Annotated in this window: 10 protein-coding genes; 6 read left to right on the top strand and 4 right to left on the bottom strand. The window is 64.8% G+C overall.

What is annotated here, in order from left to right:
- Positions 1-138: 138 nt before the first annotated feature.
- Together AC1X6S_RS11405 and AC1X6S_RS11400 are read left to right on the top strand one after the other, a co-directional pair.
- A complete protein-coding gene (locus tag AC1X6S_RS11405; protein ID WP_483405847.1) occupies positions 139-642 on the top strand; it encodes a hypothetical protein in 504 nt (167 codons plus the stop codon).
- Positions 639-965 carry a transcriptional regulator gene (locus AC1X6S_RS11400; RefSeq protein ID WP_483405846.1) on the top strand — a complete coding sequence of 109 codons (327 nt, stop codon included), beginning with the start codon at positions 639-641 and terminating at the stop codon, positions 963-965. Before AC1X6S_RS11405 ends, AC1X6S_RS11400 begins: the two co-directional genes overlap by 4 nt.
- 12 nt (positions 966-977) lie before the next feature.
- On the opposite strand, the gene AC1X6S_RS11395 is transcribed toward AC1X6S_RS11400, so the two are convergent.
- The 4 genes from AC1X6S_RS11395 to AC1X6S_RS11380 all read right to left on the bottom strand — a co-directional run bounded on the left by AC1X6S_RS11395 (position 978) and on the right by AC1X6S_RS11380 (position 7,982).
- Entirely contained in the window at positions 978-1,538 is a 561-nt protein-coding gene (locus tag AC1X6S_RS11395) for a dihydrofolate reductase family protein (RefSeq protein ID WP_483405845.1), read from the bottom strand.
- 101 nt (positions 1,539-1,639) lie between these two features.
- Positions 1,640-2,485, bottom strand: coding sequence for an alpha/beta fold hydrolase (locus tag AC1X6S_RS11390; RefSeq protein ID WP_483405844.1), 846 nt, complete (start codon positions 2,483-2,485; stop codon positions 1,640-1,642).
- A gap of 118 nt (positions 2,486-2,603) precedes the next feature.
- Positions 2,604-5,591, bottom strand: coding sequence for an IPT/TIG domain-containing protein (locus AC1X6S_RS11385; protein WP_483405843.1), 2,988 nt, complete (start codon positions 5,589-5,591; stop codon positions 2,604-2,606).
- 174 nt (positions 5,592-5,765) lie between these two features.
- Entirely contained in the window at positions 5,766-7,982 is a 2,217-nt protein-coding gene (locus tag AC1X6S_RS11380) for a glycoside hydrolase family 3 C-terminal domain-containing protein (protein WP_483405842.1), read from the bottom strand.
- A 160-nt stretch (positions 7,983-8,142) separates the two neighbouring features.
- On the opposite strand from AC1X6S_RS11380, the gene AC1X6S_RS11375 reads away from it, so the two are divergent.
- From AC1X6S_RS11375 to AC1X6S_RS11360, 4 genes are all read left to right on the top strand, one after another.
- A complete protein-coding gene (locus AC1X6S_RS11375) occupies positions 8,143-9,477 on the top strand; it encodes an MFS transporter (protein ID WP_483405841.1) in 1,335 nt (444 codons plus the stop codon).
- Between the two features lie 163 nt (positions 9,478-9,640).
- On the top strand, positions 9,641-10,258 hold the full coding sequence (locus AC1X6S_RS11370) for a CGNR zinc finger domain-containing protein (protein ID WP_483405840.1): 618 nt from the start codon (positions 9,641-9,643) through the stop codon (positions 10,256-10,258).
- Positions 10,255-11,469, top strand: coding sequence for a multidrug effflux MFS transporter (locus AC1X6S_RS11365; RefSeq protein WP_483405839.1), 1,215 nt, complete (start codon positions 10,255-10,257; stop codon positions 11,467-11,469). Before AC1X6S_RS11370 ends, AC1X6S_RS11365 begins: the two co-directional genes overlap by 4 nt.
- Positions 11,450-12,382, top strand: a complete 933-nt coding sequence (locus AC1X6S_RS11360) for a glycoside hydrolase family 43 protein (RefSeq protein ID WP_483405838.1) — start codon at positions 11,450-11,452, stop codon at positions 12,380-12,382. The genes AC1X6S_RS11365 and AC1X6S_RS11360 overlap by 20 nt, the downstream gene beginning before the upstream one ends.
- Positions 12,383-12,440: the final 58 nt, after the last annotated feature.

Raw genomic sequence — 12,440 nt, 5'->3', positions numbered from 1 at the left:
GGGGGTTCACCCCGGTCGACACCATCCATTGGCCAGGGAAGACCTACGACAGCGTCATGGCACGCCCCTTGTGACGGGATAGCGCGGAAAAGAACAAGTCTCTTTCCAAGTGCGCAAGTAACCTATAGAGTTGCCCACATGGAAAATCACTTCACAGGCGATGACTCAGCTGGTCGAGTCCCCGCCCCCTCCCCCTCACAAGCACGCGATGTTCTCTCCGCACTCGAGGCAGATGGTTCGCGGCTCGCGCAACAGGTTGTGACTCCGTGGTGGTACCACGTGGTGCTGGGAGGCATCGTGGCCCTGTTTGTCGCCTCGCAGGCGCTTCCGCCAGCAGCGGCGAGCGCCGTCGTCGTGCTCGGAATAGTCGCACTCCCTGTGCTCACCACGACATACACCCGGCGCTACGGCGTCTCGCTCAGCCAACCCGCGGGCCCGCGCAGCAAACGCCTCCTCATCGTCACGTTCAGCGTTCTCGTGCTGGCGATGATCGGCGGGTTGATGATCAAGCTTGGCGGGCTCGCCCAAGGGTGGGTATTGGCGCCGGCCGCACTTGCCTTCGTTGCCACTGTCGTGCTCGGCCGCCGTTACGACGATGCGCTCCGCAGCGAGATTGCTGGCAGGGACAGTAGAGACGCATGACGGCTCCTACTCCCCCAGCCTTCAACGACGTGATCCATTCGCCGGTACGTTTGCGCATCTGCGCGTTGATGCGGCGCACCACCGAGCTGGAGTTTGCCGTGATCCGCGACACACTCGAACTGAACGATGCCAACCTGTCGAAAAACCTCAAGGTGCTCAGCGAAGCGGGACTCATCTCGGTGCGCAAGGAGAGCTCACCCGAGAGAACCGACTCGCGGCGGCTGACCTGGGTGTCACTGACCGCCAACGGACGCGGCGCTCTCGAAGGCCACCTCGCCGCACTTGCCCAGATCGCAGACAGTACACCCGCCGTCGATGACTGACCTCCTCCGCGGTTATCGCGTCACGCGATACCGGGCGTAGATAACTCCTGATGAGAACGTCCGCGTCTCGACGAGTTCGAGATCCGCGCGCCTCTCCTCGTGCGGGAAGAACGGGATGCCGCCGCCCAGCAACACCGGAGAGATCCTGACGCGATATTCATCGATCAGGCCCAGCTCGGCTGCGGCCGCGGCGAGAGTCGGGCCGCCGATCGCAATCTCGCCATCGCCCTCGGCGCGCAGCCGCTCGATCTCCTCGGCCAGCCCGCCAGACGCCAGCCGGGTATTGCCCTGCACCTCCGTCAAGGTGGTGGAGAAGACCACCTTGGGCAGGGTCTTCCACAGTGCCGCCCACGTGAGGCTTGCGTCGTCGAGCGAGGAGTCCTGATCTGCGGTCTCCCAGTACACCATCGTCTCGTAGAGCCGTCGGCCCAGGAGATGAACGTCCACCCCGCGGATCTCGTCGATGATGAAGCTGAAAACTTCGTCATCGGGAGCGCCCCAGTCGAGGTCGCCGTCCGGGTCCACGACATAGCCGTCGAGCGACACCCCCATCGAATACGTCACAGTGCGCATCAGAAGACCTCCTCGGCAACGGATCCATCGTAAGAACGAACGACAACCGAGGCTAGTGGCGCGCTGGGGTTGTCGACGAAGGTCGACCCGGGCGCATCAGATCATGGCAACACGTCGGCGATGATCTGGCGGGCAACGAGCTCCGGCGCGTTCTCGGGCAGCCAGTGGTTCTCCTCCACCTCCAGAAACCGGTACCTGGCCCGCACGAACGACCCGCTGAGTTCGGCAGCGCGACGTCCAAGGGCCTGATCGCCGTTACCCCAGACATACGTGGTCGGCACCGTCACTGCCCGGGCGCGGGGTGCGTCCCGGTCCGGTAGCCACATTCCCCGGTACCAGTTGAGCCCTCCGGTGAGCCGCCCCCGCTTCGACATGAACCTTCCATATTCATCCGCAGAAGAGGGGTTCAGCCCCATCCGTCGCAGCAGCGCGGCAAGGCGTCCGCGCAGCAGAGCCTCGGGCAAAACGGGCAGTTGGAATACGAGAATGTAGAAGGACCGGTACAACTGGGCGGATGTCACAAGCGAACGAACCAGCGCGGCCGGATGCGGTGTCGACAGAACAGTGAGGCCGGTGAGCCGCTCCGGCGCCGCCACTCCCAGTTGCCAGGCGATCGCACCACCCCAGTCGTGCCCAACGAGCTGGACGCGCTCGACTCCAGCGGCGTCCAGCAACGCGAGGACATCGCGCTGGAGCTCCACGGCGCGGTAGTCCCGTCGCCGCCGCGGACGAGCTCCATCGGAATATCCGCGCTGATCCGGGGCCAGCGTCCGGAGCCCAGCCGCGTTCAGGATCGGCACGACGCCGTCGAACGAGTGCCGGTTGGCTGGGAACCCGTGCAACAGCACGACGGTCGACCCGTCCAGCGGGCCGCTGTCGGCCACGTCGAAGGTGAGGCCTTCCCTGGAGTACGTGCTGATGCGCTTCGCGGTGCTGCGATCGGTCATGCCATCATCTTCGCCGAATTCGTCCACCGGATGCAGGGGGTGAAGTGTTCACCTTTTGACCCCGAGCGCGACAGAACGCCGGTGCGCACCACTGGGCGCACCGGCGTTCATCGTTCCGCTACTCGGCGACCCTGCGGCGGCGAACCATCAGTGCTGCACCGAGTCCGAGGAGTACAACGGCGACCGTCACCCAACCCACAACCGACGCGCCGGTGTGGGCCAGGTCGTCGTCGGTGCCTGCAGAGGTACCCGCCTCGTCGGTCGGTTGTTCGACCACGGGACCGTCCACGACCGGGATCGCCGCACCGGGTTCACCGACGGTCGGCTCTTCACCGCTCGGCGGAACAACCGCTGCCGGATCGAGAACCTCGAACTCAGCCGCCTGCGAATAGCCCGAGCCGAAACCGGTGGCCACGAACTCGTGGGCGCCAAACTCCGCGCCAGCGGGAATCGCGACCTCGAACGACACTGAACCGTCAGGGCTGACAACCGAGCCAACTGTCACAGGTTCCGAGTGGAACACCAGGTCCACCGTCTCCCCGGTACGGAACCCGTCACCGGTTACCGTGACTGTGGTGCCAGCGGGACCGGCAGCGGGCGAAACCTCGAGAGTCCCGAGTTCAGCGAGTGCCTCTTCACAGGCATCGCCCTGCACACCCACCTCTGGCAGAGACGCCCCAGCGACACCGTTGCGATCGACGACGCCGTCGTCTTCGCGCAGGACAATGGCACCGAAAGCATCGCCAATCGTCGCACCACCCTGCGTGTTCGACACGTTCGTGACGTACGACGCACTCGCTGCGGTGCTCGCCGCGCGGTCGCCCTCGATGGTGATCGTGACAGCCTTGCAGATCTCGCCGGGCGAGAATTCCACTTTTTGCATCGCTGTCCCGACGCGTCCGACACCCGAGCCCAGCGCCGTGAAGTACATCGTCGACGCGGTCTCGGCAGGCTTCGACAACACGACCGGCACGCTCACCGATCCGATGCCATTTCCTTCATCAACGGTCACCTCCGGCACCGAAGCGACCGGACGGGTCGAGAGTTCAACGCTTCCCACGCCGGGTGCGGCGAGGAAGGCGAGGTCGGAGAGCAGAACTCCCCCGTCGGCCCGCGCACCGGTGAAGCGAACTTCCCGAACATCAGAGAGGTCGACGCCGTCGAATGCCGCGACCGGAACCGCGATCTGCTGCAGCAGTGCCTTACGGAGAGGGTTTGCCGAACCGGGAAGCACGGTAAGCGCGTCTCCGAATTCGGATGCCGTCACCGACGCGGAGCCTCCGGAACCATCGAGAAGAGTGACCGTGACCTCCGTCGAACCAGTCACCGTGTCATCCGGACTCACCCGGAACGACAGATTTTCGTACGCGGAGGCATTCACGGAGCCACCGGGCACCCGCACGCGAAGCTCGCCAGCGGCATCCGATTCTCGAACTGGTTCTGTGTACGAGAAGTGCATCGCCGTCGTGGACGGAACCGAGTTGGCCTTGCCGTTCGAACCGGTGGTGCTCCAGTCCGGCGCCTGGGCGAACTCAAGCCTGGTGATGCAGTACGGAAGCACGCCAGGAACATCCACCGGGCTGAGGCTCTCGCAGACGGCGTACGTGCCCGCACCCGTCACCCGCACCGTTGTGTCGGGAGCTGTGAAGTTGTTGATGTCGAAACGCGCCGACGAGGGGAGAGTTGCGCTCACTCGAACATCGGCACGGCCTGCCGACAGCGGCTTCGCGTCGCTACCGTCAAACATCGGGAGGAACTGCTCGTCACCACCGCCGGTCAGACGGAAGAACGCAGCGATGTACGCGTTGCCGAATGCGTATTGCTCGTCGGCGTTCAACCGGGTCGGAGCGCTCGCGCCACAGGTCGGGTCGGTCTGGTTCCTGTCCATGATCGCCCAGTCGTCACTTGTCGCGACGGGGTACTTGCCCGGGGTCCATGCCGTGTTGAAGTAGTTGTGATTCGTTCCCATCACGAGAACAGACGAACGGAGCACGTCATCGCCATAGGCGTGACGAGAGTCGTCGATGTACTTCTGGCCCATCTGGTCTTCGACGTCGCCGTCACAGTAGGGCAGGATCGTGGCTGTCGGGATGCCGGGAACGGTGATCCGGGTGTAGTCCGTCGGGGCAAGGGGCAGCACACCGGTGATGCCGAACGGCTGCTCGAGTTCTGCGTTGAGCACAGCTGCACGCATCACGCCCTCACCACCGCGGGAGTGGCCCATCAGGCCAACATTGTCGAGGTCGAGCTGACCGGCAAGCGCAGCGCTGAGGCCGACGTCTGCGCCCGCATTCGCCTGGCGCAGGAGCGCGAGGTGGTCGAGGACCAGCTGTCCGCGGGCTGCCGCACCGGTGTCATCCGCGAGGGAGCCGTCGAGGGCGTTGATGGCGTTCGCTGAAATCGAGACGACGGCGTAACCCTGGCTGGCGAGGATGGCGGCCGCGTCGTTGTATCCGAGGTAGCTTTCGACATCGACCTGGTCGGGGTTGCACGGCCACGCAAGCGGGTTACGGGCCCCGCCGGCACAGGAGGTGTGGCGCCCGTGAAGGAACACGACGACCGGGCGCTCGCCCGTTGCGCCGGTCGGCATGAACACAGCCGCACGCATCTCGCCCTTCCGGTCAAAGTCCCGAATCTCGACTGCCTCGTCTCCGAGGTCGTAGTCGTAGCGTGCGACGGCATACGGGCCGACTGCCGCTGGGTCATCGGCGAGGACAGCAACATCGCGGGCCGGTGGTTCGACAGCGCGCAGCCGCGAGCGCTTCTCGGGGATGTCGACGGTCGGGTCGCCGGCCCCGCTCCAGCCCTGGCTGATATCAGAGGCGGTGGTCACCATCGGGTCCGACGTCGTGACGGTGAGCGTAAGGCCGTCGAGCGACTCGGTCGCGATACCGAGTTCGATTCCGTCAGCCCACAGGGTGGCGGCATCCGCCCGGATCTCGAGGGGTACTGACAGAGTTTTATCGACCTGATAGCCACCGGGAACCGTGGTGACGGACCAGTCGTCGCCCTGGGCGATGACCGGAGATGTCGCTGTGACGGCGAAGGCGGGTGGGGAAATGAATACGGGGGTTGCTGCAAGGCAGAGAGCGGTGGCTATTGCCACACTTCTCCACGGGCGCGCTGATCTGGGCAAGCTGCTCCTGTGTGAATGGGACGGGGTTGCGCACCTCGCCGGTCCGTTCACTCGACGTACAACTGTCGGTCCAACAAGGAGCGCTGCAAACCTATCGGCGCGAATCGGCCGAAACCGGCCAGGAAATCAGACCGAAACAGACTCTTAACCGCGGTGCTCTTTTCGTGACGCCGCGTCGTCGATGATGACCTCCATGTCCCGGCGAGGCAGCGGAAAACCGTCGAGTCGTCCAACGGGGAAATTGCCCAGCAGCTGGACCAGCTCGGGCGGGACCCCTCCCGGACGAGACTCAAGCGCTTCCGTCAGCATGGGGCCAGCCACCGGGTGTGCCAGGACCTCCTCGAACGACGACTCGAGCGAGAGCGGGAGTACGACGTCGTCGCCGTCGAGCTCGAGCGCGGTAGTTGTGCGGATATCGCGGCTCGAGGTGCCGACCTCGATACCGTACGAACCGCGCTCGACAACCCAGCGGTCGATTCGGACGTCCCAGTAGGCCAGCTCGTCGCGACGCACGACGACAACGGCCTCGGCCGTCTCCCCCGGCTCAAGGGACACCACAGCAAAGCCCTTCAACTCGCGTGGCGGCCGCTGGACCGTCGATGAGGGCAGCGAGGTGTAAACCTGAACGACTTCCCGACCGGCCACCGACCCGGTGTTCGTCACCGGCACGGTGACCACGATGTCGCCGTCGGCGCCCACGGTCGCGGACACGTCGCCGTACTCGAAGCGCGTGTACGACAGACCATGACCGAAGGGGAACGCCACATCTGCTCGTGCGTCGTCGTACCACCGATACCCCACCAGGAGGCCCTCGCCGTAGCGCACGTGCCCGTGCTCACCGGGAAAGTTACCGAAGGAGGGGGTGTCCTCCAGCCGCAGCGGGATCGTCTCGGTGAGTTTGCCGGAGGGATTGACGGTGCCGAATAAGACGTCAGCCGTCGCAGATCCACCGGCCTGGCCGAGCAGCCATCCCTCCAGAATCGCCGGCACGGAACCGGCGAACGGCAGCGTGACCGCTCCGCCGTTGGAAAGCACCACGACGGTGTTTCGATTGGCCGCCGCGACGGCGTCGATGAGGCGCAGCTGATCGGTGGGGAGCTCCATATGCTGGCGGTCGAACCCCTCTGACTCTTCGTCGGCCGGAACCCCGAGGAAGACAACGGCGACGTCGCATTCGGATGCCGCCGCAACGGCATCCGTTCGAAGCGCGTCGGTGTCCCCACTGCCGTCGAGCGTGAAACCGGGAGCGAACACCACGTCGGCGGTCGCTTCGGCGCGGATCGCATCCAGCGCGTTGTCGAGACGGGTCGGGTTGATCTGCGATGATCCCGCGCCCTGATACCGGGGCGTCCGCGCGAACTCACCGATCACCGCGATCCTGGCGTCGCGCGCCAGCGGCAGCACCTCATCGTCATTCTTCAGCAGCACCAGGCACCTGCCGGCAACCTCACGTGCGAGCGCGTGGTGGGCGTCGACGTCCAGCGGACCGGGCGCGGCCGGACGTGCCTGCGCCTTGCGCACCAGATTCACGACCCGACGGGCAACCCGATCGAGTGCATCCTCCGGGAGCGAGCCGTTCTGCACCGCATCGACCACCTGCGCGTCGGTTCGACCGCCACTCGACGGCATTTCCAGGTCCAGACCCGCCGCGACACCCGCGACCCTGTTGTTCACCGCGCCCCAGTCAGACACGACGAGTCCTTCGAAGCCCCATTCGTCGCGCAACACAGTCGTCAGCAGCCAGGGATCTTCCGAGGTGTACACGCCGTTGATCCTGTTGTACGAGCACATGACGGTCCACGGCTGCGCGTCGCGCACCACCCGCTCGAAACCACGCAGGTAAATCTCGCGCAACGGGCGAGGATCGACGTCACTCGACACACGAAGCCGATCCGTCTCCTGGTTATTCGCGGCGAAGTGTTTGAGCGAAGCACCGACACCCTGTGACTGGATTCCACGAACGAGAGCGGATGCCATCACGCCGGAAACTATCGGATCTTCCGAAAAATACTCAAAGTTTCGGCCGCACAACGGGGAGCGTTTGATGTTGATGCCAGGGCCGAGAAGAACCGCGACGTCCTCAATGGCCGACTCCACACCGAGAGCCTCCCCGACGCGCTCGGCCGCGTCGACGTCCCAGGACGCGCCCAACCCCACCGCCGGCGGAAAGCAGGTCGCGGGTACGCTCGCCGCCAACCCCAGGTGATCGGTGTCACCGGCCTGTTTGCGGAGACCGTGCGGGCCGTCGGTCAGCATGACCGAGGGGATGCCAGCTCGGTCAACTGCCTTGGTTCTCCAGAAGTCCGCTCCGCTGGTGAGCGATGCCTTCTCCCCGAGGGTGAGGTCAGAGAGGTCGTCCATGAAAGAGCCCTTCCGTCGGCCGAACCGGCAACGCTGCCGGTTCGGATCGGCACGGAGATCGTGCTTGCGATTCGCAACTCTATAGGGCTACATTTCCACAGACAAGGATCCGTGTCCTCCAGCGACCGGTTCCCCACCCAACCGGCCAAAGGGGGCAGGTATGTCGACATCGAGCGGGTCCGCAGCGGGCATGCCGTCGCGCATGACGACGGCGACAACGGTCGTACGGGAGCACCACTGGATACCTGAACCGACGGAGCCAGCCAAGAAAAGCTATGTGCTCTGGCTGCTCCTCGCGCAGCTGTTCTTCTTCATCGCACTTCTCGGCCCGGCGATCGTCGGAATCGGGATCAAAATCCAGTCGCTCGTGGCGGCGGGCGCAATCCCCGAGAACGGCGCAACCGGAGCGGCAGCCGTACTCGGTGGCTTCGGAGCGCTCTTCGCCACCGTTGCCAACGTGATCTTCGGACGCCTGTCCGACCGTACGACCAGCAAGCTGGGGCGCCGTCGAATCTGGGTCGTCAGCGGCACCGTCATCATGACCCTGGCCTTCGTCATCATGGCACTGGCACCGAGCCTGCTCATCGCGACGGTGGGCTGGTCAATCGCCCAGCTGGGTGCCAACATGACGCTGGCACCGTTCATTGCGACAATTGCCGACCAGGTGCCCAAGTTCCAGCGGGGCAAGATCGCCGCGGCGCTGGGCATCGCGCAGAACGTCGGCATCCTGGGTGGCACCTACGTCGCCGAGTGGTTCGCCGACCAGCTGATCATCATGTTTGTGGGACCGTCCGTTCTGGCGATCATCGTGATGGTCATCTTCGCTTTCGTCCTGCCAGACAAGGTGCTCCCGGTTCACCCACCGCGCGCATCGTTGCGCGACTGGGCCGAGACGTTCTGGGTCAGCCCGGCGAGGTACCCCGACTACGGACTGGCCTGGTGGTCACGATTCCTCATCACCTTCGCGAGCTTCGGCTTCACTACCTTCCGGTTCTTCTACCTGCTCAACCACATCGGGGTCGAGGAAGAAGATGTCCCCGCCGTGATCTCGACCAGTGTGCTCATCTACACCGTCGCGCTCGTCGCTGTGAGCTATTTCGCGGGCTGGCTCTCCGACAAAATCGGCCGACGCAAGGTGTTCGTCTGGAGCTCAACGGCGCTCTTCGCCATCGGCACGTTCGCCCTGATCTTCGTGGATGACGTCGGTACGTTCTTCATTCTCGAGGCCATTCTGGGAGTCGCCTACGGCATGTACGTTGGCGTCGACCTCGCACTGGTTGTCGACGTGCTACCCAACCCTGATGACTCAGGGAAGGACCTCGGTGTGTTCAACATCGCCAACGCGCTCCCGCAGACGATTGCCCCGCTGATTGGCGGCATCCTCGTTTACGTCGGTGATCCAACCGGCAGCAACTACGGGTTGTGGTTCACCGTCTGTGCTGTCGCCGCGATCATCGGTGCTCTCGTGATTTTCCCGATAAAGAAAGTCAGATAGCGCTTCGCCGCGAACGCGAAAACACCCGTTCCGGTCGAGAACATCCGGCGTGCCGGGTGATCTCGACCGGCACGGGTGTTCTCGGTGACACTCGGATTTACCGGCGCCGCACGGCGCAGATTTCGCCCTTCCTTCACACCACCAAAACGCTTACGCTGGTGTTATGGACGGCACCGATGCCCGGATCCCTGGATCGCTCCAGTTAGTACTCGATTTCGTGAACTCCGTTGAGTTCCAGGTCGGAGAAGATGCCTTCGGCACCCCGGATCAACTGGCAGTCTGGCTCGCTCAACGCCGATTGCTCAGCGCCGGCACGCGCCTCACGGCGACCGAGCTGGAAACCGTGAGAACCATCCGCGAAGGACTGCGGGCCGTGCTCCACCTCCACGCCCGCCATGAGGCGGACTTTCGTGCGATTGATCGAATGAACGCGGCTCTTGCCGCAGCCACCGTTCATTTCAGCATCGGCCCCTCGGGCGATCCTGAGCTTGTCGCTGCTGGGGAGGGGAATCTAACCAGCCTGACAAACGCCCTCGTGAACGCCATCGCGACTGCTCACGCCGACGGGACCTGGCAACGACTCAAGGCATGTGCTCGCGAGTCGTGCCAGTGGGCGTTCTACGATGCGTCCCGAAACCGGTCGGGCCGGTGGTGCTCGATGGCCGGGTGCGGTAATTACATCAAGATGCGGCGAGTGGCCGAGCGTCGCGCGGAATCCATCACCGGTGACCGGCCCCGAGCGAGAGGAACAGGAGGACGAAACGGGTCGGTGCGCGAATGACCGCCGCCCGTCGGCCCCGCGTGGCCTTCATCCTCCTCCTCGGCATGCTCACCGCCATTGGGCCTCTGACGATCGATCTTTACCTGCCCGCCTTTCCCGCGCTGAAAGAGGACTTCTCCGTTGGAGATGGAGCGGTGCAACTGACCCTCGCCGCGACAACCCTTGGCCTCGCGATCGGGGAGTTATTCATCGGCGCGCTGAGCGATCGCGTCGGGCGCCGTTGGCCGCTCCTCGCCAGCACCTCGGTGCACGTCGCCGCCAGTATCGGGTGCGCGTTGGCGACGGACATCACGGCCCTCGCCGTCATGCGCGTGGCACAAGGCATCGGTGCTGCAGGAAGCGCGGTGATCGTGCTCGCGATCGTTCGCGACCTGTTCGACGGACGCCCCCTCGTGCTTATGATCGCGCGCGTCACTCTGGTGACCACCGTCGCGCCCCTGTTCGCTCCTGTTCTCGGTGCGGAGCTCCTGAGTGTCACCGACTGGAGAGGAATCTTCCTGGTGCTGGCGGCCCTGTCCGCTCTGATCCTTGCCGCCAGTATCCTCTTCATCCCCGAGACGTTGGAAACTACCGAGGCTCCTCGGCGCTTCGCCGCCCGCGTTGGCGCGGTTCTCCGGGACCGCTCGTTTCTCGGCGCCACCCTCGTCGCGAGCATGACTTACGCCGGGATCCATGCCTATGTGGCCGCGTCATCGCTGCTGTTTCAAGACGTCGAGGGTCTGTCACCCCGTGCATACAGCATCGTCTTCCTCGCCAACTCCATCGGCCTGGTGATCGGTGTGCAGCTCAGCGCGAAGCTGAGCAGGAAATTCTCGGTGAGCGGCATCCTCGCGGTCTTTACGTGGATCACGCTCGCAGCAGCATCCGCTCTCGTCATCGTTGAGCTCACGCCGATCGGCCTTCCTGGCGTCGTGGCCGTCCTGTTCACGTATGTCACAGCCTGCGGCGCGTGCTTTCCCTGCGTGACGTCACTTGCCCTCGATGGCCAGGGTGCCCAGGCCGGCACCGCTGCATCCCTTTTCGGTGCGGTCAACTTCACCGTCGCCGCTCTGGTTACCCCGGTCGCCGGCCTCGTCGGAATTACCAGCGCGATTCCCCTCGGCGGAGTTCTCGTCGCGACGTCGAGCCTCGCCGTCCTCGGCACACAAATCGTCATACGGCCTGCCCTCCGAGAAACGGATGCTGTCAGCCGTGAGCAGCGGACGGCGTAACCCCATGGGATTCCTCAACCCCGTGTTCCCGCACGACTTCCCCGACCCGATGATCCTGGCGCCACCCGCAGGTGGGTACATCGCCGTAGGCACGAACGGCAACGGCCACAACATTCAAACTCTCCGCAGTGCGAACCTGACGAACTGGGTTCGCGGGCCAGACGCGCTCCCGTCACTTCCGTCGTGGTCAACGCCCGGCGCGGTCTGGGCACCGGAAGTGACAGGGGATGCCGCCGGCCGATATCGCCTGTACTACACGACGCGATCTCCCGACCGACGGCTCCAGTCGATCAGCGTGGCCGTCGCAGACGCGCCAGAAGGCCCCTACCGGGACACCTCGACCGCGCCGCTGATCTGGCAGCAAAACGAGGGCGGCTCGATCGACAGCCACCCCTTCGTGAGCGCCACCGGTGAACGGTTTCTCTATTGGAAGAACGACGGCAATGCCGTTGGGTACGACACCTACCTCTACGTGCAGCGAATGGATGCCTCGAGCACCGAGCTTGTTGGCACACCACGTCGCATCCTCCGCGCCGATCAGGCGTGGGAAGGGGCGCTCATCGAAGCACCCTTCCTCTGGGAGCAATCCCCGTGGTTTCATCTCTTCTACTCCGCAAACGCCTATGACACGGATCGCTATGCCGTCGGCCATGCGGTCGCGTCCAGCCCGCTGGGCCCCTTCAGAAAATCCGCGGGCCCCGTGCTGGCCAGCAACGCGGTGGCGCGCGGCCCCGGCCACTGCGCACTCTTCCGCAGGGGCGGGAGAACCTGGATGGTCTTTCACGCCTGGCTGCCGGGACTCGTCGACACCCAGGAACCGGGGCGGACGGTGTGGCTCAGCGAAGTCATCTTCGGGCCGGACGGCAGCGCAACTGTGACGCCACCCACCACGTTCTACCCGCACTCCCCGTGAACGCGAAAACACCCGTTCCGGTCGAGAACATCCGGCGTGCCGGGTGATCTCGACCGGG

This window comes from Mycetocola sp. Y442 (assembly GCF_056898615.1).
This window is presented reverse-complemented; position numbering and strand designations above follow the sequence as displayed.

Bases quoted from the DNA above. Each gene is read 5' to 3' on its own strand.
- AC1X6S_RS11405 (WP_483405847.1), top strand. From the start codon at position 139: ATGGAAAATCACTTCACAGGCGATGACTCAGCTGGTCGAGTCCCCGCC.
- AC1X6S_RS11400 (WP_483405846.1), top strand. From the start codon at position 639: ATGACGGCTCCTACTCCCCCAGCCTTCAACGACGTGATCCATTCGCCG.
- AC1X6S_RS11395 (WP_483405845.1), bottom strand. From the start codon at position 1,538: ATGCGCACTGTGACGTATTCGATGGGGGTGTCGCTCGACGGCTATGTC.
- AC1X6S_RS11390 (WP_483405844.1), bottom strand. From the start codon at position 2,485: ATGACCGATCGCAGCACCGCGAAGCGCATCAGCACGTACTCCAGGGAA.
- AC1X6S_RS11380 (WP_483405842.1), bottom strand. From the start codon at position 7,982: ATGGACGACCTCTCTGACCTCACCCTCGGGGAGAAGGCATCGCTCACC.
- AC1X6S_RS11375 (WP_483405841.1), top strand. From the start codon at position 8,143: ATGTCGACATCGAGCGGGTCCGCAGCGGGCATGCCGTCGCGCATGACG.
- AC1X6S_RS11370 (WP_483405840.1), top strand. From the start codon at position 9,641: ATGGACGGCACCGATGCCCGGATCCCTGGATCGCTCCAGTTAGTACTC.
- AC1X6S_RS11365 (WP_483405839.1), top strand. From the start codon at position 10,255: ATGACCGCCGCCCGTCGGCCCCGCGTGGCCTTCATCCTCCTCCTCGGC.